The 25049-nt window shown below is 46.7% G+C and carries 17 protein-coding genes; 16 read left to right on the top strand and 1 reads right to left on the bottom strand.

Annotated features, from left to right (window positions below; genetic code table 11):
* Window positions 1-48: 48 nt before the first annotated feature.
* On the bottom strand, window positions 49-627 hold the full coding sequence (locus ACE3MZ_RS13470; RefSeq protein ID WP_411342673.1) for a beta-class carbonic anhydrase: 579 nt from the start codon (window positions 625-627) through the stop codon (window positions 49-51).
* A gap of 329 nt (window positions 628-956) precedes the next feature.
* Between ACE3MZ_RS13470 and ACE3MZ_RS13465 the strand changes: the two genes are divergently transcribed.
* The 16 genes from ACE3MZ_RS13465 (at window position 957) to ACE3MZ_RS13390 (ending at window position 24221) form a co-directional block, all read left to right on the top strand.
* Window positions 957-2474, top strand: coding sequence for a carboxypeptidase M32 (locus ACE3MZ_RS13465; RefSeq protein WP_411342672.1), 1518 nt, complete (start codon window positions 957-959; stop codon window positions 2472-2474).
* Window positions 2475-3082: 608 nt separating this feature from the next.
* Window positions 3083-4057 carry an aromatic acid exporter family protein gene (locus ACE3MZ_RS13460; protein WP_411342671.1) on the top strand — a complete coding sequence of 325 codons (975 nt, stop codon included), beginning with the start codon at window positions 3083-3085 and terminating at the stop codon, window positions 4055-4057.
* 192 nt (window positions 4058-4249) lie between these two features.
* Window positions 4250-5281: an ABC transporter ATP-binding protein gene (locus ACE3MZ_RS13455; RefSeq protein ID WP_411342670.1), complete on the top strand. Its 1032-nt coding sequence runs from the start codon at window positions 4250-4252 to the stop codon at window positions 5279-5281.
* Window positions 5259-6185, top strand: a complete 927-nt coding sequence (locus ACE3MZ_RS13450; RefSeq protein ID WP_411342669.1) for an ABC transporter ATP-binding protein — start codon at window positions 5259-5261, stop codon at window positions 6183-6185. The genes ACE3MZ_RS13455 and ACE3MZ_RS13450 overlap by 23 nt, the downstream gene beginning before the upstream one ends.
* A 19-nt stretch (window positions 6186-6204) precedes the next feature.
* Window positions 6205-7173 carry an oligopeptide ABC transporter permease gene (opp4B, locus tag ACE3MZ_RS13445; protein WP_411342668.1) on the top strand — a complete coding sequence of 323 codons (969 nt, stop codon included), beginning with the start codon at window positions 6205-6207 and terminating at the stop codon, window positions 7171-7173.
* Between the two features lie 75 nt (window positions 7174-7248).
* On the top strand, window positions 7249-8148 hold the full coding sequence (locus ACE3MZ_RS13440; protein WP_411346793.1) for an ABC transporter permease: 900 nt from the start codon (window positions 7249-7251) through the stop codon (window positions 8146-8148).
* Between the two features lie 39 nt (window positions 8149-8187).
* Window positions 8188-9996, top strand: coding sequence for an oligopeptide ABC transporter substrate-binding protein (opp4A, locus tag ACE3MZ_RS13435; protein ID WP_411342667.1), 1809 nt, complete (start codon window positions 8188-8190; stop codon window positions 9994-9996).
* Window positions 9997-10461: 465 nt separating this feature from the next.
* A complete protein-coding gene (gene mutS / locus ACE3MZ_RS13430; protein ID WP_411342666.1) occupies window positions 10462-13335 on the top strand; it encodes a DNA mismatch repair protein MutS in 2874 nt (957 codons plus the stop codon).
* A gap of 61 nt (window positions 13336-13396) precedes the next feature.
* Window positions 13397-15784, top strand: coding sequence for a DNA mismatch repair endonuclease MutL (gene mutL / locus ACE3MZ_RS13425; RefSeq protein ID WP_411342665.1), 2388 nt, complete (start codon window positions 13397-13399; stop codon window positions 15782-15784).
* Window positions 15785-15808: 24 nt separating this feature from the next.
* Window positions 15809-16582, top strand: a complete 774-nt coding sequence (locus tag ACE3MZ_RS13420) for a class I SAM-dependent methyltransferase (RefSeq protein WP_411342664.1) — start codon at window positions 15809-15811, stop codon at window positions 16580-16582.
* A complete protein-coding gene (miaA, locus tag ACE3MZ_RS13415; protein ID WP_411342663.1) occupies window positions 16579-17568 on the top strand; it encodes a tRNA (adenosine(37)-N6)-dimethylallyltransferase MiaA in 990 nt (329 codons plus the stop codon). Before ACE3MZ_RS13420 ends, miaA begins: the two co-directional genes overlap by 4 nt.
* Before the next feature lie 90 nt (window positions 17569-17658).
* Window positions 17659-17901 (top strand): RNA chaperone Hfq, encoded by a 243-nt coding sequence (gene hfq / locus ACE3MZ_RS13410; RefSeq protein ID WP_411342662.1) that lies wholly within the window; start codon window positions 17659-17661, stop codon window positions 17899-17901.
* A gap of 182 nt (window positions 17902-18083) precedes the next feature.
* Complete coding sequence (locus ACE3MZ_RS13405; protein WP_411342661.1) at window positions 18084-20762, top strand: PBP1A family penicillin-binding protein; 2679 nt, start codon at window positions 18084-18086, stop codon at window positions 20760-20762.
* A 106-nt stretch (window positions 20763-20868) separates the two neighbouring features.
* Complete coding sequence (locus ACE3MZ_RS13400; protein WP_411342660.1) at window positions 20869-21417, top strand: DUF402 domain-containing protein; 549 nt, start codon at window positions 20869-20871, stop codon at window positions 21415-21417.
* Window positions 21418-21464: 47 nt separating this feature from the next.
* Entirely contained in the window at window positions 21465-22751 is a 1287-nt protein-coding gene (gene hflX, locus ACE3MZ_RS13395; protein WP_411342659.1) for a GTPase HflX, read from the top strand.
* A 240-nt stretch (window positions 22752-22991) separates the two neighbouring features.
* The gene (locus tag ACE3MZ_RS13390) at window positions 22992-24221 is read left to right on the top strand and encodes an aminotransferase class I/II-fold pyridoxal phosphate-dependent enzyme (RefSeq protein WP_411346792.1); all 1230 of its coding nucleotides are present in this window, start codon (window positions 22992-22994) and stop codon (window positions 24219-24221) included.
* Window positions 24222-25049: the final 828 nt, after the last annotated feature.

Genomic DNA, 25049 nt, shown 5'->3' with positions numbered 1-25049 from the left:
GGCTTCTTCCGCAATCAAGATTATGTAGGAAGCCGTTAGATCCGTCCGCTAAATGGAAGTTTCTTGCTGGGCGTACCCGTTCACAAGCAATTCCAATTGACCTGTCGAGGGATCAATGATCATGCCGTGCACCGGTACATGGGGGGGAAGTAATGGATGATTCTTAATGATATCCACGCTATTGATTACCCCGTTCTTTTCGTTACCAAACCCTTGCAACCAACTTTTTAAATCAATTCCAGAATGTTCTAAAGTTGTCAGTACTGTTGGGGAAACACCACGCTCTTTGATCTCATTAATCATATGATCTGCATTCAATGCAGCCATGCCGCAACCGTAGTGACCGCATACGATAACTTCTTCGGCTTGCAGCTCGTAGAGTGCAACCAGCACGCTACGCATAACACTACCATATGGATGGGAAATAACAGCACCGGCATTTTTGATGATTTTGGCATCGCCGTTACGGATGTTCATCGCGCGTGGTAGCAGCTCGGTAAGACGGGTATCCATACACGTTACGACGACAAGCTTTTTGTCTGGAAACGGACTCGAACTGTACGCTTCGTATTGTTTGCTGGAAACGAACTCTTCGTTAAACTGCATGATCTTTGACAATGAATCCATGGAATCTCCTCCTGAACAATGCAAATCGCATTGTATTTATATTCAATATTGTTGATATTTATTCACAATAGTCAAAATGATGAACAAATATCCAAAGTGAACATTCAACATGTAATATTGTTCTGCATAGTCATAGAGTCAGTAGCTTCATCTTGACGACTGAAGAACAGTGTATGTAACATTGATTATAATGTGCGCCAAACAGATCATCAAGCAGTAACGACGATTTGCCGCTCAAAATGTTGTCGTTTGTGCAATAGTTGAGCATAATGAATGTGCAGCAAGATATCATTACATCATCAAACCCATCTATTAAAGGAGACCTGATTATGGATCAAAATGTACAACAGGTACTGGAATCATTCCAGCAGCTTGTCCGCAAAATCAGTAGTTACAATGAAGCTCTCGCTCTGCTAGGTTGGGATTTGCGTACAGGTGCACCGCGCAAAGGTGCCGAGCTGCGCGCCGATACGATCGGTGTGCTCGCTACGGAAGCATTTAAACTGTCGATCTCCGATCAGATGGGCGAATATGTGGAGTTTCTGTCTCGTACTGAAATCTCTGAGCAGCTGAGCGACAACGATCGTCGTTCGGTTAAGGAATGCAAAGACGAATACGATCGCAACCGCAAAGTTCCGGCAGAACGTTTTCAAAAGTATGCCAGTCTGACGACGCATGCACAGACAGTCTGGGAAGAGGCAAAGCATAAGGATGACTTTGAAGGCTTTGCACCGCTGTTGACCGAGATTGTAGATATGAAGCGCGAATTTATCAGTTACTGGGGAGCGAAAGACACGCGGTACGATACGCTACTGGATATGTTTGAACCAGATATAACGGTAGAGAAGCTAGACGCTGTATTTGATCGTCTAAAATCACGTCTTGTGCCATTACTGCAAAACATTCAGCAGTCTGGTTACACGCCTGAGCATGATTTCCTCAAGCAAAATTATGATCTGCAAAAGCAGGAAGAGATCAGTCACTTTTTGCTGAAAGAAATGGGATATGACTTCGACGCCGGTCGTCTGGACGAAAGTGAGCATCCGTTTGCAACGGGACTGAACCCGGGCGATGTGCGCATTACGACTCACTACTACCCGGATGATCTGCTGAGCGCAATTTTCAGCTCTCTGCATGAAGGCGGACATGCGCTATATGAGCAAAATATCTCTACCGATCTAGTAGGTACGCCGTTAGCTACGGGTACATCGATGGGCATTCACGAATCGCAATCCCGTTTCTGGGAAAATGTGGTCGGTCGCAGTCGTGTATTCTGGGATCAGTATTATGATAAGCTGCAACAGCTATTCCCGGAGCAACTGGCTGATGTAGACAAAGAGCAATTTTACCGTGCTGCTAACCGGGTCGAGAATTCCTTGATTCGGATCGAAGCAGACGAATTGACGTACAATCTGCATATCATCATCCGTTATGAGATTGAGAAAATGCTATTCAATGAAGATCTCGCAGTTGCGGATCTGCCAACCGTATGGAACAGCAAGTATGAGGAGTATCTCGGTATTACGCCGCCTACGAATGCGCTTGGTGTATTGCAGGATGTGCACTGGTCGGGTGGAGACTTTGGATATTTTGCTTCCTATTCACTTGGCAATATGTATGCAGCACAGATCACGAATACGATGCGTCAAGAGCTGCCACAGTTTGAAGAATGGATCGCAGCAGGCAATCTGTTGCCGATCAAAGAGTGGCTGACTGACAAAATTTATCGTTTCGGCAAAAGCAGAACGCCATTTGAGCTGATTCGTGATATTACTGGGGAAGAGCTGAACCCGGATTATCTGGCAGATTATTTAGAGCAGAAATATACGGATATTTATAGCCTGTAATTGCCTTTAGATCTCTATATATCTTTATATCTCACTGTATCTATCTACAGCTCTCTATAGATTTCTGTATCTCTCTATAGTTCTCTTTATCTCACTATTGTTCTCTGTAGTTCTCTTAGAATCTTAACGTACAATCTTAATTTAAAAGCCTAACGTATAGTATCTTCAAAAACCTAAGATATATCATCTTTGCAACTATGAATTTTTTGGAAGCAGAATAGGAATGATATCAACCTTATTGCTACATTCCATAGCTACTATTGTGAATACGTAAAGTGGAAATAGAGTGAGTGTCCTGCCTAGTGCGAGGATGCTCACTCTGTTTGTGTATAGACCAACGATTCCATAAACGCAAGTGGTGAATGTTAAATATGGAATTATTAGAATAAAAAAATGGTTACTGGAAAAAATGCTAGTCTATTATTAATATTAGAAAGTGAACAATGAGATATAGATTCGTCATATGCTGAATTGTTGCAGAATGATTGTCGAAATGTAAGATTGTCCGTATTTTCACGTTGTCGTACCGGGCAAAATGAAGTAGGATAAAAACATTCCAATAGACAATGAATAGATATAGAAAGCGATAGGTAAGGAGAGAAGAACAAATGGGTTTTCGCGTGATCAAGACCGCCATTGCTGCTTTGCTGGCTGTTGTTATAGCCAGCGCTTTAGGGGTACCCAGCGCAATGTCGGCAGCACTACTCGCTATTCTGGGAGTGGATGTAACGCGCAAACGCAGTCTGATGACAATTTCGGCGCGTTTTTTTGCATCGCTCATTGGTATGATTTGTGCGTTTGTGTTGTTTTCGCTATTTGGATTTGAGCATTGGGTATTCGCCCTGTACATTTTGGTAGCGTTCCCTCTCATTACAAAGGCGCGGTTTAGTGGCGGAATTGTAACGAGTTCGGTTGTGGTGGTACACATTTATAACGGCGGATTGTTGACCATGCATGCGTTACTTGTAGAAGTGGAGCTACTGCTGATTGGTCTCGGCGCAGCGGCGGTTGTGAATCTGGTGTATATGCCGAATCCGCATTCCAAGCTCAATGTGATTCGGATGGAGATTCACGAGCTAATGTCGGCGATGTTTGCCCAGATTGGACGCACGATGGAGAATCCGTCGTATGTGTGGGATGGCAAAGAAGTAATCGAAGCGACGCGCAAAGTAGAGCAAGGATTGGTAGTTGCTCGTCGTGAGCTGGAAAATCAGTTCTGGCATCCTGACGAGTCATGGGTCGTTTATTTTCATATGCGCAAGCAGCATCTGGATTCGATTCAAAATATGATGCAGTTGGTTTCGCAGCTGTATTGCAAAATGCCGAATGCCGAGCAGATGGGTGCTATCTTTGAGCAGCTGGCAGAAGATGTGAAGGCGCCATACTATACCGGTAAAACGGAGAAGATGCTGGTACAGTTTCAGCAGACGTTTGCTATGTTAGATTTGCCGGACACGAGGGAAGATTTTGAAGTTCATTCCGCTACGCTACAGCTCTGCCGCGAGTTGGATCAATATTTGAAAATTTCAAAGCGGGATAAAGGTAGAAACCCCTTGCTAACTCAGGATAATAAGGTAAAATAAGGATAGGACTATAGGAGAAAGCTATCACCTTTATAACAGCAGGTGATAGCTTTTTTGCTAAAATCTTTTAGCCAATTTGAAAAAAAGATAAATTTTATTGACCTGTGGAAGATTATGAATATAAAATGATAACAATCTTACGAGGTTTGTTTACATTGCGTTAAAGTTTGAGATGAGGGGGCAACCAGAATTTTGAACACAGAACCGGTATTGGAAATCAAAGGTCTGACGGTGTCTTTTCGGATCAGGGACAATCATTATCCCGCTGTCGACCAGCTTGATTTGACGATTAACAAGAATGAGGTTTTGGCTATTGTCGGGGAATCCGGTTGCGGAAAAAGTGCATTGGCACTTTCTCTGACACGGTTGCATGATAGCAAAAATACGCGTATCCAGGGCGAGCTGCAATTTAAGGGACAAGACCTGAACAAGCTATCGCCAGGACAGATGAACAAAATTCGCGGTTCCGAGATCGGGATGATTTTTCAGGACCCGCTTACTGCGCTCAATCCATTGATGACGATTGGTAAACAGATTGAAGAAAATCTGGATTATCATACGTCGTTATCGAAGAAGGACAAGACCAAACTTGTGATCGAACTGCTTCAACATGTCAATATTGTTGACCCACAGCGTGTGTACAATCAGTATCCACATGAATTGTCCGGCGGGATGAGACAGCGTATTATGATCGCAATTGCGATTGCATGCCGTCCATCACTCATCATTGCGGATGAGCCGACAACTGCGCTGGATGTAACGATTCAATCGCAAATTCTGGATCTACTGAAACAATTGCAGGCAGAAACGGAAGCCGGTATCGTTCTCATCACGCATGACCTTGGTGTCGTAGCGGAGATGGCGGATCGCGTTGTTGTTATGTATGCAGGAGAAATCGTAGAAATTGCCAATGTAAACGACCTATTCAGAAATCCGCTTCATCCGTACACTCGTTCCCTGCTAGCTTCTATGCCTGGCGCTAACGCTGGACAGGAAAACCTGCACGTTATTCAGGGACGTGTTCCTTCTCTGCAAAATATTCCGCGTGGCACTTGCCGCTTCTCCGAGCGCATTCCGTGGATTCCGCAGACAGCGCATGCTGACAATCCGACCTTGAGTGAGGTCAGTCCACAGCATTGGGTGCGCTGCACCTGCTATCAGCATTTTCATTTTGAAGATGAAGGAAAGGAGCACGTACTGGATGGCATTGCTGGAACTCAATAATTTGAAAGTGCATTACCCGATCAGAGGCGGCTTTTTCCAACGTGTGGTAAGCCAAGTCAAAGCGGTGGACGGACTGTCCATTCGCATCGAACCGGGCACTACATATGGATTGGTCGGTGAATCCGGCTGCGGCAAGACCACGACTGGTCGCGCCATTATTGGTTTGAACAAAATTACGGACGGCACTGTTTCATTTGAAGGTCAAGATCTGACCCGTATCGCACACAAAAATCAACATCCGCTACGCCGCGATATTCAGATGATTTTCCAAGATCCGTATTCCTCGTTGAACGGCAGAAAACGGGTGCTTGATATTGTCGCTGAACCGTTGCGCAATTTTGAGAAGCTGACGCCTGATGAAGAGCGTCGCCGTATTCAGGATTTGCTGGAGCGTGTCGGCTTGAACCCGGAAGCGGCATTTAAGTATCCGCATGAGTTTTCCGGCGGTCAGCGTCAACGGATCGGGATTGCCCGGGCATTGACACTGAATCCGAAGCTGATCATTGCCGATGAGCCGGTATCAGCGCTTGATGTGTCCGTACAGGCACAAGTACTGAACTTTATGAAAGAAATTCAAAAGGAATTCAAGCTGACCTATCTGTTTATTAGTCATGATCTTGGTATCGTTCGCCACATGTGTGACGAGATCGGTATTATGTATCGTGGCCGATTGGTAGAGCAGGGCAATACAGAAGATATTTACGAAAATCCACAGCATGTGTACACAAAGCGTCTGATCTCGGCGATTCCGAATATCGACCCGGAACAGCGCAAGGAAACTGCCAAACTGCGCCAAAATATTATGTCATCCTATCAAGAAGATCTCCAACAGCTGCTCGATGCGGAAGGCAAGCCGCTTGCGCTGAAACCTATCAGTTCATCACACAAGGTAGCACTACCGTAACGTAAGGGGGACATAAGTAATGTGGAAATTTACGCTTCGCCGTATTCTGATCATGATTCCCCAGTTGTTCGTGCTCAGTGTACTGGTATTTTTTCTAGCAAAAGCAATGCCGGGGGACGCATTAACCGGATTGATTCAAAACAATCCAAACCTGAGTCCGCAAATGATCGCTGAGCAGCGTGAGCGTCTTGGACTCAATGATCCAGCGACTGTGCAATATGCACGCTGGTTAGGCAATTTGTTCAAAGGAGATCTGGGTGTATCGTACGTGCACAAAGTCGATGTAACGTATCTGATCGGCAGCCGTCTGGCGAATACATTTTATCTCGGGGTAGCTATTCTGATTCTTACTTATATTATTTCGATTCCGCTCGGTATTCTTAGTGGACGTTATCAGAACAGTCTGCTGGATAAAACGATTACCGGATATACGTATTTAAGTTTTGCGACACCGTTATTTATTTTTGCACTCGTTGTAATCTTTGTATTCGGTTTCCAGCTAGGCTGGTTCCCAACGAGTGGTAGTATTGATCCTGGCTTACAGCCGGGCACATGGGATTATTTTGCCAATCGTATCTACCATATGATTCTGCCTGCGTTTGCTGGCGCATTTGTCAGCACAACGGCAACGATTCAATATTTGCGTAATGAAGTCATTGATACACGGCTCAAAGATTTTGTGAAAACAGCACGTTCCAAAGGGGTGCCGGAATCCAAAGTATATTCTCGTCACATCCTGCGTAACTCCTTGCTGCCAATCGCCGCATTTCTGGGCTACGATCTGACAGCGGTGCTGGCTGGTAACCTGTTTATCGAATCGATCTTCGGTTATCCGGGACTGGGACAATTATTCCTGCAATCCATTACACAGCGTGACTTCTCTGTCGTTACGGCACTCGTTATGATCTCCGGTTTACTGGCATTGATCGGTACACTGTTGTCGGATATTATTCTGAGCTGGGTCGATCCGCGTATCCGGATTAGCTAATGCGCGAAGATCGCCGTATCCGGAGCAACCGCTCCGGTATCTGAATATGAACGGAGGAAGAGACTGAGTATGGGAATGCGTGCAGAAACATTTGCTCCTGCTGAAACGATTCAAAAGTCGCCATCCAGCTGGTCGATTCTGACAAGAGAATTGATCAAAGATAAGCTGGCTTTGATTTCATTAGTATTTTTGGCGTTGTTTTTGGTCTTCATTTATGGCTCTACCTTTTTTATTGATCAGGCGACGGTGACCAAAGTCGATCTGATGTCGATCAAGGCAGCACCAAGCGCCGATCACTGGCTCGGTACTGACCTTGCTGGTCGTGATATTTTCGGTCAGGTTGTATTGGGAGCACGTAACTCGTTTACGATTGGCTTCATGATTACGGTATTGGCTGCTGCGATCGGTTTGACAATCGGTCTGGTTGCCGGGTTTTTCGGCGGTGTGATTGATAACGTCATTATGCGTTTTATCGATTTCATTCTCGTATTGCCATTTCTGATGCTGGTTATCGTATTCGTTACGATTGTACCCAAGTATGATATCTGGGCTTTCATCTGGATTATGACCGCCTTCCTGTGGGTCGGCAAAGCAAGGCTGATCCGTGCCAAAGTACTGGCGGAGAGGGAACTTGACTATGTTCATGCTTCCAAAACGCTCGGTACGCCAAACTGGAAAATTATCGCGTTTGGCATTCTTCCCAATCTTAGCTCCATCGTCATCGTGAATATGACGCTCAATCTTGCCGGTAATATCGGCATTGAGACCGGTCTTTCTTATCTGGGCTTCGGTTTGCCGGAAGGAACACCGAGTTTGGGTACCATTGTCAGTAATGCGACAGACCCGAACATTTTACAGAATTACTGGTGGATGTGGTTACCAGCATCGCTGCTGATTTTGGTGTTAATTCTGGCGATCAACTTTATCGGTCAAGCGTTAAAACGCGCGACAGATGCCAGACAGCGATTGGGATAATAAATGTAAGGCATGCATATCAAAAGAGGAGGAAGGTTTATGTTGGGAAGTAAAAAGAGAAAACTGAGTACGATATCCATTTTGTTGATTGCATTGGTGTTGGTGCTATCTGCCTGCACGAAGAGTAACACATCGACTGATACGGCAACGACAACGCCGCAAACGAGTGAAAGCACCAAGGATACGGGGAAATTCCCCAAATCGTTGTCGAATCAAGACGCTGCGATTCAAGGTGGTACATTAACGTATGGTCTGGTATCGGATACACCGTTTGAAGGTATCCTGAACCCTGTTTTCTATAGTGGTAACCCTGACTTTGAGGTTATCCAATTCTTCTATCCGTCTCTGTTTGATACAGATGCAAGCTTTAATGTAAAAGACGGCGGGGCGGCATCGTTGAGCTTCTCCGAAGATAACAAAACCGCTACTGTAAAAATCGATGACAAACTGAACTGGACTGATGGAAATCCAGTTACAGCAGAAGACTATGCATTTGCCTTCGAAGTGATCGGCGACCCTGACTATGATGGTGTGCGTTACGACTCCACCTTTACGAATATCGTTGGTATGGAAGATTATCATGCCAAAAAAGCACAAACAATTTCTGGTATCAAAGTCGTAAATGACAAAGAATTGCAAATTACATTTATCAATCCAGATCCAAGTATTAAAGCTGGTCTGTGGTCTTACCCGCTGGAGAAAAAAGTATTTGGTGACATCCCAGTTGCTAAAATGTCTTCTTCCGATCCAGTTCGTAAAGATCCAGTCGGTTATGGTCCTTTCAAAATCAAATCGATGGTTACTGGTGAGTCCGTTGAATTTGAAGCGAACAAAGAGTATTTCCACGGCGCACCAAAACTGGATGGCGTAAACCTGAAAGTAATCAACCCGAACGTAGTGGTCGAATCGATCCGTTCTGGTCAAGTGGATATGGTGAGTCTGCCAACTAGCCAATATGATGAGAAAACACTGCCTACGAACATCGAGCTGCTGGGTAACCAAGATCTAGCGTATTCGTATGTAGGTTTCAAACTGGGTAAATGGGACAAAGCCAAAGGCGAGAACGTTATGGACCCAGATGCCAAAATGGCGAACAAATCGCTGCGTCAAGCAATGGGTTATGCGATGAACAATGCACAAGTGGGTGAGCAACTGTACCACGGTCTGCGTACAGCAGCATCTTCCCTGATCATTCCGGCATTTGCTGATTACTATGATGCAGATATTAAAGGTTATACCTATGATCCAGAAAAAGCGAAACAATTGCTGGATGCAGCTGGGTATGTAGACAAAGATGGCGACGGTCTGCGTGAAGATCCAAAAGGTAACAAACTGACGATCAACTTCTCCGCAATGAGTGGCGATAGCGTAGCTGAACCACTGGCGCAATTCTATATCCAAAACTGGAAAGACATCGGTCTGGATGTACAACTGTTAGATGGTCGTCTGCAAGAGTTCAACTCGTTCTATGATCGTATTGAAAAAGACGATCCTGAAGTTGATGTATATGCAGCAGCATGGGGTACTGGTACAGATGTGAACCCTGCTGGTCTGTATGGTCGCGATGCACAATTTAACTATTCCCGCTACACTAGCGAAGACAATGATAAACTGCTGAAAGAAGGCGCGTCCGAGAAAGCATTTGACGATGCGTATCGCAAAGATGTATACAAACAATGGCAAGAACTGATGGTTGCAGATGCACCGGTTATCCCGACTCTGTACCGTTATGAGCTGGTAGCGATGAACAAACGCGTGAAAAACTACGATATCACATACGGCAGCGGCTACGGCGCTGACGCTTTGGCAGGTATCGAGCTGACTGCGGACAAACCAGTTACACAATAATAGTTACAAGCATTATTTTCAAAATAAGCAAGGATCATGAGAATGATCGACAAGCGAATTATGAATTGGATAACGATGATCGACGGGACCGGGAAGCAGAAGCTTTCCGGTCTTGTTTGTTTGGGAAGAGAAAGTTACAGAAGCAGTGTATAGGATACAAGCGATAGAGATTAGATAACAATTGCGGTTGAAATGCAATTGCTACACAAAGATAAAGTCGTAACCGTCAAGCCCTGAGAAGCATAGAACTTTTCAGGTTCTTTCGGTATAATGGATAGACGAACAAGCATTTGCATATGATCAGCGGCACGGAATTCAAGTGGCTGATTATTTTCGCATCCGAAACAGGATAAGGATTCATTCGCACACTGTTGAAAATGATGATTTCACTATGAATAGTATGCGAAGTTGAAGTCCAATCGGTTGATCCTGATGCAGAAATACAGGTTTATATGGAGGGGAATCATGAGTCAATATACACCAATGATGCAGCAGTATCTTGATATAAAGGAACAGGCGCAGGATGCGTTTTTATTTTTCCGATTGGGGGATTTTTACGAACTCTTTTTTGACGATGCGGTTCTGGCTGCCAAAGAACTGGAAATTACACTGACTGGTAAAAATGGCGGACCGCCGGAACGGATTCCGATGTGCGGTGTGCCTTATCATTCGGCAGACAATTACGTCCATCGTTTGATTGAAAAAGGGTATAAAGTGGCGATCTGCGAACAGGTCGAAGACCCGGCGATAGCAAAGGGCATCGTCAAGCGTGAAATCATTCGTGTTGTTACACCGGGCACGATGATGGAGAGCAAGGCGCTGAGCGACAAGGACAACAACTACATGATCTGTGTCACCGAGCATGATGGCAAAATGGCACTTGCTGCCTGTGATCTATCGACGGGCGAATTGCATGTCACGTCTTCACCAGCATCACAGGAATGGCTACGCGATGAATTGGGATTGTACGAGCCGTCTGAGATCATTGGTAAATTGGAGCTGATCGATGACAATTATCGTCAGGCTGCACAATTTGGTCGCAAAATCCTCTACACACCATGGGAAAAGCAGCGCGAAGAGCTGGCACGTCAACAGTTTGGCGAAGCGGCATGGGTACGTCTGGATGAGGAACGTCAAGCATGTATCGCGTTGTTGATCTCGTATTTAAGCGAAACGCAGAAGCGTTCTCTCGGTCAACTGACACATATTAGCGCATATGAGCCGGAAAATTATATGATTCTCGATCCGTTTACCCGTCGCAATCTGGAGTTGGTAGAAACGGTACGTGAACGTTCGCGCAAAGGCACATTGTTATGGCTGCTGGATCGCACAGAGACCCCTATGGGCGGTCGTATGCTGCGTCGCTGGATTGACAAGCCGCTGTTATCGAAGCGACTCGTGGAGGAGCGTCTGGAAGCGGTAGACAAGCTGCATCACGGATTGATTTTACGTGAAGATCTGCGTAGTCAATTAAAAGGCATTTATGATCTAGAGCGTCTGGTCGGTCGGATCGCATTTGGGACAGCCAATGGACGCGATATGCTGGCACTGCGCGATTCCCTACTGCGTATTCCAAGCTTGCGCGAATTGTGTGCTGAATCTCCGTCTTCAACATTGCAGCAGACTGCTGCTCGCATGGATGAATGTGCGGACCTTGCAGAAGACATCGGCAACGCAGTTGTGGATGATCCGCCTATCTCCGTACGTGAAGGCGGTCTGATCCGCAAAGGGTATCATGAGCGTCTGGATGAACTTCGTGAAGCGAATGTGAATGGCAAACGCTGGATCGCCGAATTGGAAGCGGCAGAGCGTGAAGCGACTGGTATTCGCTCACTCAAAATTGGATATAACAAAGTATTTGGCTATTATATAGAAGTGACACGCTCCAATCTGGCGCAGCTGCCAGAAGGTCGGTATGAGCGTAAGCAGACGCTGGCGAATGCCGAGCGTTTTGTCACACCGGAACTGAAAGAAAAAGAAGCGCTCATTTTGGAAGCGCAGGAGAAAATGGTCGATATTGAGTACGATCTGTTTACAGCGCTGCGTACACGCATTGCGAATGAAGTGACACGGCTGAAGCAGCTTGCTGAGCAAGTAGCGGGTATTGACGTGTATCAGTCGTTTGCAACGGTTAGTGCGGAACGTGGTTTTGTCAAACCGCAGCTGTCTGAACAGTATAATCTGCGTATTGTAGATGGTCGTCATCCAGTTGTTGAAGCGGTTATGAATAACAGTCATTTTATTTCCAATAGTACGGATATTACCGAGGATGAAGCGAATATTTTGCTCATTACAGGTCCAAATATGGCGGGGAAAAGTACGTATATGCGCCAAGTTGCCTTGCTATCTATTATGGCGCAAATTGGCTGCTTTGTACCTGCTGGGCAGGCGGAGATTCCGATGGTTGACCGTATCTTTACCCGGATCGGTGCAGCGGATGACCTGATCGGCGGGCAAAGTACCTTTATGGTAGAGATGGCAGATATTCAAGTCATGACGGAGCGCGCAACTCGCCGCAGTCTGATCATTATTGATGAGCTGGGACGCGGAACGTCCACTAGTGAGGGCATGGCGATTGCACAGGCGGTCATCGAGTATGTGCATCACGAGATTGGCTGTAAAGCACTCGTATCGACGCATTTTCATGAATTGGCACATCTGGAGGAAACGCTGGAGCATCTGCGTAACTTCTCCATGGCAGTTCGCGAGAGCGGCGATAAAGTTCATTTTCTACGTAAACTCGTTCCGGGTGCAGCCAGCAGCAGTTATGGTATATACTGTGCGCAGCTGGCAGGCTTGCCGGGTAGCATTATTGATCGGGCTAATCTTTTGCTAGATCGGATGGAGCAGGCGGCAACTACGACGGTTGTATCTCATGACGAAGCAGAATCTAACAGTGAACATCGTACCAGCGGATTGAGTCGTTCGTCGTCTACGCATTCGGATGATATGATGGAGCAGCGTTCTACGATTCGTGAAGGCTCGTCCATATATGGTCAGCAGTCTGTCGTGTCTCCTGTATCGCCCGCAGTAGCTGTGATGGATACGGAGCACCCATTGTCAGAGACTCAGCAATCCGATCTGGAGAAACACGATACGCAGGAAGTGCACACGAAGTTGGATACAGCTCCTTCTGAGCAGCTTGCTGCAACGAAACAGCAACAAGAGATTGTACAGCTGTCAATCTTTGGCGAAGAAGAAGTACAGCCAGTGAAGATCAAAGAAGATCCGCTTGCCAAACAAATTATTAGCCAGCTGCAAAATGCCGACTTGATGAATATGACGCCACTACAAGCGATGCAATTTCTAAATGAATTGAAAATGAAGACGATTCGCTAATTATTGGCTGATGCGTGTAACGATATAACTATAGGCTGAATGGGGAAGGAGGAAGATCAATATGGGAAATATCCGTGTGCTGGATGAGCATATTGCCAATCAGATTGCTGCTGGTGAAGTAGTCGAGCGTCCTGCCTCTGTCGTTAAAGAACTGGTAGAAAATGCGATTGATGCGCGTGCCACCCGCATTGATGTTCATATCGGTGAAGGTGGGCTGGAGTCGATACGTGTGCAGGATAATGGGACGGGAATCGCGGCGGATGACTGCGAAACTGCCTTTTACCGTCATGCGACCAGTAAGCTTGCAGATGATCGCGATCTGTTCCAGATTACAAGTCTCGGTTTCCGCGGTGAGGCGCTGCCAAGTATTGCCGCCGTATCTAAAGTCGATCTGTTAACTAGCGCGACCGATGATGGCGCGGGTCGCCGTCTAGTGATCGAAGGCGGTACATTGAAGAGCAATGAAGACGAAGCCGCACCGCGTGGTACGGATTTTCGCGTCAATTCCCTCTTTTACAATACTCCAGCACGATTGAAATATATGAAAACGGTCCAGACGGAGCTGGGACATATCTCTGATATTATGTATCGTATGTCGTTGGCACATCCAGAGATTGCTTTTACACTGCGGCATAACAATAATGTGTTGCTTCAAACGCCGGGAAATGGCGATATGTTGCAGGTGATTGCGGCTGTTTACGGTACATCATCTGCCAAAATGGTATTGCCGCTCAATAATGATAATCTGGATTACAGCATTAATGGATATATCGGACGACCAGAGATTGCGCGTGCCAACCGTAATGCGATGTCCGTGATCGTGAATGGACGTTATATTAAAAGTTATATCGTCAATCAGGCAATTCTACGCGCTTATCATACATTGCTGCCGATTAATCGCTATCCGCTCACGGTGCTACGGCTAGAAATGCATCCATCACTAGTCGATGTCAATGTGCATCCAGCCAAAATGGAAGTACGTTTCAGCAAAGAACCGGAGCTGATGATGTTTGTAGAGGAATCGGTTCGTCAAGCGTTGCGGCGCGAGATTCTGATTCCACATGTGACCAAGCAGACGGTGAAGCGCGGTAATAGCGAATCTGTTATTCAAGAGCAGTTTAGCTTCTCACGTCCACCGGTATCCAATGATGCCTATGCGGGCAACGATCTGTTCACTGCGCCTTCATCTTCATCGACTCCATTGTCACCTGATGGAAATGTCAGTTCCGACCTTCCGCGTCAGCAGATTGCACAGGAGGATATAGGCGAACTGGATGCTCCCTATGTGCCGCCGCTAGGCGATCATGATCTACCGCCAGAACCGGGACAGCCTGCTCCACAGTGGAATGGACAGACCGAAGGAGAGCAAGCCTCTGCTGCACGTCATACTTCACTGCATGATAGTATTCCGGCAGCTACAGGGAATCGTGCAACATCGTCTCCGACAATCCGCGAACAATTGCCGCATCCTGAGTATGCCAAAGCAGAAGAGCAGGCGCCATCTGGCGCTTCCAGTGCGACTGATACGAATAATGAAATAATCAATAATGAAAATGGAAAACGTACGAACGAAACTGCCATTCAGACAGCAGCATCAAGTATTGATTCGCTGCCTGTACCAGACGCTGATTTTGGTGCATCATCGAACGAGCCAGCGATTTCTGCCAAAGGGGACTATCCATCTTCGGCAGCAACTACAGCACATCAGCCATCCGGCATTCGGGAGCGTGAACGCACGTATCAGCCGGATTATAAACGCTCATCTGGTTCAGGCTCGTCTGCACGTCAACCACAGCGTCCAGGCAATGCCAATCGCGGTATTCCGGCAGAGATGCTCTATGGAACTGCCGAAGAGCCGCAGCAACCGGAGTTTCCAGAGATGACGTTGATTGGACAGCATCATGGTACGTATTTGATTGCACAAAATGAAGAAGGCTTGTTCCTCATTGACCAGCATGCTGCACATGAACGAGTGAATTACGAATTTTATTACAACAAGTTCGGTCAGCCAGAGGAAGCATCGCAAGAGCTACTCCTGCCGATTACGCTGGAATTTACTCGTGCGGAAGCGGACAAGCTCAAAGATCGGCTGCACTGGTTTGAACGGGTAGGCGTATATCTGGAGCATTTTGGCGGACAGACGTTCCGTGTTTGTGCATATCCTTATTGGTTCCCCAAAGGCGAGGAGCAGCGCGTCATTCAGGAAATGACCGAATGGGTGCTGAGCGAGCGCAAGATTGACCTGTCCAAGTTGCGTGAGCAAGCGTCCACGCTCTGCTCATGCAAAGCATCGATCAAAGCCAATCAGCGCTTGACTGAAGCGGAAGCGCAAGCACTACTTAATCGGCTGGCTGCTTGTCATCAGCCGTATACATGTCCACATGGACGCCCAATCGTTGTATCCTTTTCCAGCTATGATCTGGAGAAGCTGTTCAAGCGTGTGATGTAAAGATGAAGAATGGAGAATGAATGTATGTTGATTACAACTGGCGATGATCCGTCTGCCATAACCGAGGCACGCGCCCGGAAGCTAGCAGCAGAGTTCGCCGTTTCCTATATTCCGCGTAAAGGGCGCTCTGTCGCCCGTATGGCTGCTCAATACGATGATCCTGACATTATCGTATTAGTAGAGAAAGAAACGCGTCTTGCCCGTCCTGGCGAGTCTGCGATGTTTTTCCATCCTAGTATGGCGTTTGTACGCGCCAAACGGTTGCTCAAAGGGGAAGAGGACGTCATGATTGCGACGTCCCGGCTAACGCCTGGCGATTCCGTGCTGGATTGTACTGCTGGACTAGGATCAGATTCGCTTGTATTTTCGCTGGCAACCGGGTCTTCTGGCACAGTTACTGCATTGGAATATTCAAAACCACTTGCCGCGCTTCTGACGGAAGGTCTTCGCACGTATGAAAGCGGACTGCCACCAGTCGATGAAGCGTTGCGGCGCATTCGTGTGATTCCGCAGGATCATACGTCTTACTTGAGCAGCCTGCCGGACAAGAGCGTCGATATCGTTTATTTTGACCCGATGTTCCGTGAGGCACTGCATGAATCGGCTGCGATCGCGCCGTTGCGAGGGTTTGCTAACAATGATGCGCTGGACCAACAATGCATCGAACATGCTATACGTGTCGCACGTAAAACGGTGATGCTAAAGGAAAAATGGGACAGCCCTGAATATGAACGCCTTGGATTTGAACGCATCCGGCGCAAAAAATCCAAAATAGAATACGGAGTGATCTATGTATGACTATCCGACCAGACCAGACAGCAGAGAAACCGAAGCTGCTCGTGCTGATCGGGCCGACAGCCGTCGGCAAAACCGCTATCAGTATCGAAATCGCCAAACGTTTTGGCGCCGAAATTATCTCCGGTGATTCTATGCAGGTATACCGTGGTATGAATATCGGTACAGCAAAAATCAAACGTGAAGAAATGCAAGGGATTCCCCACCATTTGATCGACATTCATGATCCGCACGAACCATTCTCCGTTGCCGAATTTCAGCAGCGTTGCCGTGAGTTGATTCCTGATATTAGCAGCCGTGGCAAACTGCCTTTTATCGTCGGAGGCACAGGTTTGTATGTCGAATCGGTCAGCTATGAGTTCCAGTTCAGCGACAGCGGAGCGGATGAAGAGTTTCGCCGTGAGCAAGCGGAATACGCCGAGAGTCACGGTGCGCAGGCACTGCATGAACGACTCGCTGCCGTTGACCCGGAATCCGCAGCCCGTCTGCATCAGAACGACCAGCGGCGCATTATCCGCGCGTTGGAAGTTCATCATTTAACTGGGATCAAGCTTTCCGATCAGCTATCGGGTCAGAGCAGAACGTCGCCATACGAATTGTGCATCGTCGGTTTGACAATGGATAGGGAAATGCTATATAAACGTATTGAAGCACGGATTGATCAGATGCTGGATGAAGGTTTGCTGAACGAGGTTCAGCATCTGCTGAATCAGGGATACACCCCCGGAATGGTAGCGATGCAGGGATTGGGGTACAAGGAGATTGCCGCTTATCTATCAGGCGGCATGAATCTGCAAGAAGCGGTCGTGCTATTAAAGCGTGATACGCGGCGTTTTGCCAAACGCCAACTGTCCTGGTTCCGCCATATGCGCGATATACACTGGGTTGATGTGAGCGATGTGAACAACCAAGAAGAGCATATTGAGAAAGTATATGACATCGTAGCAGGAAATTTGTACCGGGACAGGGAATATACTTCAACAACTTAAATCGCATTTCTGCACTATCAGCAGCAACTTCTTTATTCCAATTGAGCATTGAGCCAATGCTGAATTAATAATCACTTGGGGGTACGGTTAATGAACAAGTCTATTAATATTCAGGATACTTTTTTAAATCAATTGCGTAAGGAAAATATTCCGGTCACCGTATATCTTGTGAACGGCTTCCAGATTCGCGGCACGATCAAAGCGTTTGATAACTTTACGATCATGGTAGACAGTGATGGTCGTCAGCAAATGATCTACAAACATGCAGTATCCACATTTACACCTTCACGCAATGTATCCTTGATGCCACAGGATAACCAAAGCGAGAACTAAGTGGGTTCGCTGCTCAGAACAGAGACAGTAGAATGAAACTTTTGTGCTTCATATATCGTCTTATACAGAGAAGGAATCGGACAACCCCTTTATAAGGGTTGTTCTTTTCTTTCGCATACCTGTCCTGCATACACGTCATGAATTGCACTACATGGTTTACTGAAAGGGAGTCAGAATAAACAATGCCAAGACAGCAACTATCCCGCAGTGACAAAGGTCAAAGTCAGAGTACGAACCGACCGAACCGTCCAAACCGAACAAGCTCTTCCGGCTCGGGATCAGGATCGGGCAACTCGGGTGCCAAAAAGAAAAAGACCAAAAAAATTACAGGCAAACGCGTATTCTGGACATTATTTGCCGTCACTGCACTGGGTATATTTTGTGCGCTTGCCGGCTACCTCTTCATTATGGTAAGCGGGGAAAAAATCTATCAGGCAAACATCAACAAACTCGCGGTCACCGAGCCAACCAAAGTATACGACCGCAATGGAACATTGATTTTGCAACGTAGTATACGCACAGGCGATCCAGTCAAATACGAAGAAATTCCAAAAGAAGTAATCGAAGCCTTCGTGGCAACCGAAGACAGGCGGTTTTTCGACCATCAGGGCGTGGATCTGTGGTCGATCGGTCGGGCAGCGGTACGTGACGTTGTAGCCCGCTCCGCTGTAGAGGGTGGTAGTACAATCACCCAACAGCTTGCCAAAAACGTCTTTTTAACGAATGACAAAACATTTTTCCGTAAGGCAACAGAAGTATCGATCGCATTGGCGATTGAACGTAATATGACCAAAGACGAGATTATTACGACGTATCTGAACCGGATTTACTTTGGCTCCGGGGCTTACGGTATCAAGGAAGCGTCCGAAACGTATTTTGGAGTCAGCGACCTGAGTAAACTGAAAACATGGCAGATTGCTACACTAGCTGGTTTGCCGAAGGCACCGTCGCGTTACAGCCCGCAAAGCAATCCTGAGCTGTCACAAGAACGTCGCGCCGTTGTATTGCAGCTCATGCAGCAGCAGGGCTACATTACAGCCGCCGATGAAAAAGAAGCCGAAGAAGTAACGTACAATTACAAATCGCCAGAAAGCAAAAGTGCCAAGTATCAGGCATTTATCGACTATGCGATGCAGGAAGCGGAGGATGCCACTGGTCTGAGCGCGGATGATTTGAACCGCGGCGGGTATAACATTTACACGACAATGGACTCCAAGGCGCAGCAAACGCTTGAAGATGCTTTCAAAAACGACGATCTATTTGAGAACAGTCCAGATGATGTCAAAGTGCAAGGTTCGATGGTTATCGTCAACAACGATACCGGCGGACTTGTCGCATTACTTGGTGGACGCGATTATGTGAGCGGCAACTTCAGCCGTGTGACGAGTCATCGTCAACCAGGTTCAGCATTCAAACCAATTATTACGTATGCACCAGCACTGCAAAGTGGCAACTACCATTCCAATTCCATGCTTAGCAATGAAAAGCAATGTTTTGGTACGTATTGTCCGAATAACTTGCATGGTGGCTATTCCAATACGATCAGTATGACAGCTGCGATGGAGGATTCCGTCAACATTCCGGCCGTATGGTTACTGAATCAGATTGGTATTGATACTGGTATCAATTATGCCAAGTCGGTTGGTTTCGATCTGACTGGCGACGACCGCAACCTGGCAATTGCGCTAGGTGGTCTGAGCAAAGGAACCAATACGCTGGAAATGGCGCAAGCGTATCGTGTATTCGCCGACGGTGGAAATTACACCGCTGCTTACGCTGTGAAAAGCATTACCGATAGCACTGGTGATGAAGTGTACAAAAACAGTGCCAAATCAACCGAAGTACTAGATAAGCAAGCAACCGATGAAATGACTCAAATGCTGCAAAACGTCGTTCAGAATGGTACAGGTAAACGGGCACAGATCAACCGTCCGGTTGCTGGTAAAACAGGAACGACTCAGCACGGTATCTCTGGCTTGAGCAGCAGTGCCAACCGCGATATCTGGTTTGCCGGTTATACCAAGGAGTGGACGGCAGCTGTCTGGATGGGTTATGACAAGCCAGATCGCACGCATCTGCTCAAAGACGGTAGCGGACGGGCAGCAGCATTGTTTGCCGCAGTCATGGGTCCTGCATTGGAAGGATATCCAGTACAGAACTTTGATGCCGCCGCAGTACCGCCACCAGTTGTGGAAGAGCCGGAAGAAGAAGAACCGGTGACGCCTTCCGCAGTTACAGGTCTGAGCGCTTCCTTTGATCAGGATAGTCAATCTGTAGCATTGGCATGGAATCCTGTTGAAGGAGCATCCAGCTACACCGTCTATCGTAAGGAAAGTGGAGCAACTGAGTTCAGTGTAATCTCAAGCGGTGGAGCTGATCCAGTCGCATCCGATGGTGCAGTCACTGCCGGACAAACGTACGATTATTACGTTACCGCAACTACGGCTGACGGAGCGCAATCCGATGCATCCAATACAGTGCAAATTGCGATTGATCAGGCAGAAACGGAACCGCCACCAACCGAGAATCCAGACGGAGTCGTACCGCCGGAAGGCGAGACACCAACTCCACCAACCGGTGAAGAAACACCGGGTACGGATACCAATCCGGGAACGGATAATGGAACAGGTGGTACAGGAGATACCGGAACCAATACCGGTCCAACTGATGGTTCAACCAATAATGGAGGCACCACAACGCCGGATAATAGTCAAAATGGTACGGACGGCAGTGGAACGACCGATGGCACAACAATACCGCCAGGTACGACTACGCCGGGAACGACTACACCGCCAGCAGGTACAGGTGATGCAGGTACAAATAGTACCGATAATACAACGACCACACCGCCTGCCACGTAACAAACGGCATGATTCAGGCCTCCAATCGTGAAGATTGGAGGCTTTTTTTGAGGGATGACGGCAAATATGCTATTCTGAAGTTACTTTGTAGGAAAGGGACGCTTCCATGAAACGTAAATTTGCAGATCGAGCGAACTGGCGGCGTGTCATACAACGCAGTTATACACGCCGTTATGTAAACAACAATATTTTTACAGGATATGTGACGCTCTACCATATGAACCGTTTGCGCGAACCATTATACAAAATTTATGGAGGCCGGAGATTTTGCATCGCTGCTGCTGAATATTCGTGGATGCAGTATTACCCGGACAATGCCAACTATGTCGTAACCGCCATGTTCGATGATAAGCTGGAGATCATCGAGTGGTATATTGACATCTGCAAAACGCAGGGTATTACCGACCAGGGCGTTCCGTGGTTTGATGATCTCTATCTGGATATTGTAGTCATGAAGGATGGACAGATTTTCCTGCTGGATGAGGATGAGCTGGATGATGCATTGCGTCGCCGGGTCATTACACAGCAGGATTACGAGCTTGCTCATGCAACCGCCAGACGATTGCTCAAGCAGATCGATGCGCATGCTTTTCCGTTGTTCCCGTTATCGCTGAAGCATCGGCGTAGCCTATTTGGACGGGATCATCACTCCTGAGCATCCGCTTCATTAACGATGTCATAACATACACAAGGGGTATTACCATGAAACAAGGAACACATGATACACAGACCGAGCAACAGGCAAGAGCTGTCTTAGTGAGTCTGTATACACAGATGGACAAGCGTAACAATGTAAACGCGGAAGGCTCTATTCAAGAACTCGTCAGTCTGGCGGAGACGGCAGGCGTAGAAGTGCTGGAACAGATGACTCAGAATCGCGAGATGCCGGATGTACGCTGGTTTATCGGTAAAGGTAAAGTGGAAGAATTACGCATTTTGCTGGAAGCGCTAGGCGCCAATACTGTCATTTTCGATCAAGAGCTATCAGGTGCGCAGGTGCGTAATCTGGAAGAACATCTGGATGCGAAGATTATTGACCGTACACAGCTCATTCTGGACATCTTCGCCCAGCGTGCCAAAACACGTGAAGGTATTTTGCAGGTGGAGCTGGCACAGTATAGCTATCTGCTGCCACGACTGTCTGGTCAAGGCAAAAACCTGTCTCGACTGGGCGGCGGGATTGGTACGCGCGGTCCCGGTGAAAGTAAACTCGAAACCGATCGTCGTCATATTCGTACCCGGGTGACTGACCTAAAACGTCAGCTGGAAGAAGTGATGCGTCATCGCGTACTGTATCGAGAACGCCGCAAAAAGTCAGGTGTTGTACAAGTCGCACTTGTCGGTTACACCAATGCTGGGAAATCGACGCTACTCAAGCAGCTAACATCTGCAGATGTGTACGTGCAAGATCAGCTGTTTGCTACGCTTGATCCGACTTCACGTACACTGGAATTGCCCGGTGGTAAGGAAATTGTACTCACTGATACCGTTGGATTCATCCAGAATCTTCCGCATGATCTGATCGCTGCTTTCCGTGCAACATTGGAAGAAGTGAACGAAGCGGATCTGATATTGCATGTCGTTGACGCGTCTTCTGAGCGTCGGGATGAGCAGATGATAGTCGTCGATGAGATTTTGCAGGAATTGGGTGCTGGTAATAAAGATATGGTAGTGCTCTACAACAAATCTGATATGTGTACACCGGATCAATTGGAGATGTTGCCGTCTGATTCTACACATCTGCGCATCAGTGCTTACAACGATGCTGATCTGGAGCGCGTCAGTTTGCTAATTCAGGATCAGCTGGCAGGTGGGAAACGTATCTATCGTATTCCAGCTGAACGTGGCGATCTGATCTCACAGCTATATACATTCAGCAGCATTGTGGATCAAGAGTACGAAGAGAATGAAGCCATTTTCACGGTCGAAATCAATAAGGTTGATTATGAGAAATTCGGTTACAAGCTGCAAGATTACGAAGTAAAGTGACAAAATTGCGACAATTTTCACAATGACATTTCTTTAAGCTGTCGTTTCGTGTAAAATATGAATCGCGAAAGTTTACATTTTGACATGTCATGATAGAACGGGATACATCATCCCATGATCTGAACATCAGAACTAACAGGCGTAATAGCCAAACATGAATATGAGATAGCCCGCCCGCATGACCGGGGCGGGCTATCATTGCGGGGAGATAGAGAAATGCCGGTTTTTGACGATACAATTATGGCATGGTCTGCTCAAGCAGATCAGATCATTGAAGAAGCGGTTCGCAAGCTGGATCGCATCATTGATGCCAACCAGTGGAAAGTAATCGAAGCTTTTCAAAAACATAAAGTGAGCGATTATCACTTTGCCGGTTCAACCGGGTATGCGTATAACGACCGGGGGCGTGAAGTGCTAGAAGAAGTGTACGCAGAAGTGTTCGGTTGCGAAGCCGCATTGGTGCGCCCGCATTTTGCTTCCGGTACGCATACGATTGCAACGGCTCTGTTCGGCGTGCTGCGTCCAGGCGATGAACTGCTATACATTACCGGTCGACCTTACGATACATTGCACAAAGTGATCGGCAAGCCGGGCGATGACAAAGGATCACTGGCAGACTTCGGTATTACGTATAGCGAAGCTGCACTAGATGAGCATGGGCAAGTCGATTGGCAGGCAGTCGAAGGCAAGCTGAATGATCGAACCAAAGTCATCGGTATTCAGCGTTCACGCGGATACGATTGGCGTTCTTCATTCACGATTGCAGATATTGAGCAGATGGTACGCAAGATTCGCGAATACCGCTCTGATGTCGTGATCTTCGTGGATAATTGTTATGGCGAATTCAGTGAAACGCTGGAACCAACGCAGGTCGGTGTTGACCTGATGGCAGGTTCCCTGATCAAAAATCCGGGTGGCGGTATTGCTGAAACTGGTGGTTACATTTGCGGTAAGCGCGAATACGTGGAGCTGGCATCTTATCGAATGACAGCACCGGGAATCGGTGGAGAAGTTGGTGCCATGCTCGGCACGACACGAGGGATTTATCAAGGATTATACATGGCACCGACCATTGTTGGTCAGGCGTTAAAAGGCAGCATCTACGCCGCAGCCATGTTTGAGCTGGCAGGATTCAACAGCAAGCCTGGGTGGAATGAGCCTCGTACGGATCTTATTCAGGCAGTATCGTTTCAACAGGAACAGCAGTTGATCGCTTTTGTACAGGGGATTCAGCGGGCAGCAGCAGTAGACAGCCACGTTGTACCAGAACCATGGGATATGCCAGGTTACGAGCATCCGGTCATTATGGCAGCAGGTACATTCATTCAAGGTGGAAGTCTAGAGTTGTCTGCTGATGCGCCGATCCGTGAGCCGTATATTGGTTATATGCAGGGTGGATTAACCTTTTCCCATGTAAAACTTGGTGTACTGATGGCATTGCAAACGATGCTAGAACGCAATCTACTTTAAATAAATACAATAGATACAAAATAAGTATGATATATCTCAACATTGATGCAAGGTATACATGCTAAGCTATAGTTCCGCAACTTGTTGTAATGATTTCATTCATTGATAGGTTGCGGAAATACATTTTTTTATTTCTTTTTTTCTATATGAAGTTCGATAGAATATTTCAATGTATGTATTTTGGCGTTATGATCAATATGGATAAATAAGGAAGCTTGCTCGCTTGCTTATAGGTTATGGATATAAGTTTATTGTAGTAGGCAATAACTGTTGTATTTTAGAAAGATTGTTTCGCTACGCGCAATAGATTGCATATGCCGGACTATGTTCACTCTGTCACAAAGTTATGATTATGGATGTGCAGCTACCTCTTTTTATACAAATAAAGTGTAGCATTTTTGAACAAGCTATCATTGTCTGCTCGGGATGAGATATTTGCTTACCGGAAGAAAAGCTGCCAGAGAAGGCATAAACGTTACTAGATAGGAAGGAATAGCGGGGAAATTTGTGCCTATTGTAATGTTTGTTACGATGAATATTGGATCAATGTAATATTTCGGTTGTATAGCAACAAACTAGGATTATATGTATAACATGCCTATCCTGAGCAAATGTGAACTTATAAATAGGCATCTCGCCAACATTACATCGTGCAGTAATATTGATAGACAGATTAGCGACCTGACGTGCAATTGACAGGCATCTCATGTTATAATAAGTCTGTGAAAAAGAGAGCTTGCGCATGTATAGAAACTTTCTATCTGTTCGTTTGTTAATCATATGTTAAAGCAATATAAAATTATTGTGAGTTAACTTAACATGTTATTG

The sequence above is a fragment of the Paenibacillus sp. WLX1005 genome (assembly GCF_046603685.1).
In the GTDB taxonomy this organism is placed as follows: Bacteria; Bacillota; Bacilli; order Paenibacillales; family Paenibacillaceae; genus Saccharibacillus.
The sequence above is the reverse complement of the archived record's forward strand: the minus strand, read 5'-3'. Positions and strand labels throughout refer to the sequence as shown.

Bases quoted from the DNA above. Each gene is read 5' to 3' on its own strand.
- ACE3MZ_RS13470 (WP_411342673.1), bottom strand. From the start codon at position 627: ATGGATTCATTGTCAAAGATCATGCAGTTTAACGAAGAGTTCGTTTCC.
- ACE3MZ_RS13465 (WP_411342672.1), top strand. From the start codon at position 957: ATGGATCAAAATGTACAACAGGTACTGGAATCATTCCAGCAGCTTGTC.
- ACE3MZ_RS13460 (WP_411342671.1), top strand. From the start codon at position 3,083: ATGGGTTTTCGCGTGATCAAGACCGCCATTGCTGCTTTGCTGGCTGTT.
- ACE3MZ_RS13450 (WP_411342669.1), top strand. From the start codon at position 5,259: ATGGCATTGCTGGAACTCAATAATTTGAAAGTGCATTACCCGATCAGA.
- opp4B (WP_411342668.1), top strand. From the start codon at position 6,205: ATGTGGAAATTTACGCTTCGCCGTATTCTGATCATGATTCCCCAGTTG.
- ACE3MZ_RS13440 (WP_411346793.1), top strand. From the start codon at position 7,249: ATGCGTGCAGAAACATTTGCTCCTGCTGAAACGATTCAAAAGTCGCCA.
- opp4A (WP_411342667.1), top strand. From the start codon at position 8,188: ATGTTGGGAAGTAAAAAGAGAAAACTGAGTACGATATCCATTTTGTTG.
- mutS (WP_411342666.1), top strand. From the start codon at position 10,462: ATGAGTCAATATACACCAATGATGCAGCAGTATCTTGATATAAAGGAA.
- mutL (WP_411342665.1), top strand. From the start codon at position 13,397: ATGGGAAATATCCGTGTGCTGGATGAGCATATTGCCAATCAGATTGCT.
- ACE3MZ_RS13420 (WP_411342664.1), top strand. From the start codon at position 15,809: ATGTTGATTACAACTGGCGATGATCCGTCTGCCATAACCGAGGCACGC.
- miaA (WP_411342663.1), top strand. From the start codon at position 16,579: ATGACTATCCGACCAGACCAGACAGCAGAGAAACCGAAGCTGCTCGTG.
- hfq (WP_411342662.1), top strand. From the start codon at position 17,659: ATGAACAAGTCTATTAATATTCAGGATACTTTTTTAAATCAATTGCGT.
- ACE3MZ_RS13405 (WP_411342661.1), top strand. From the start codon at position 18,084: ATGCCAAGACAGCAACTATCCCGCAGTGACAAAGGTCAAAGTCAGAGT.
- ACE3MZ_RS13400 (WP_411342660.1), top strand. From the start codon at position 20,869: ATGAAACGTAAATTTGCAGATCGAGCGAACTGGCGGCGTGTCATACAA.
- hflX (WP_411342659.1), top strand. From the start codon at position 21,465: ATGAAACAAGGAACACATGATACACAGACCGAGCAACAGGCAAGAGCT.
- ACE3MZ_RS13390 (WP_411346792.1), top strand. From the start codon at position 22,992: ATGGCATGGTCTGCTCAAGCAGATCAGATCATTGAAGAAGCGGTTCGC.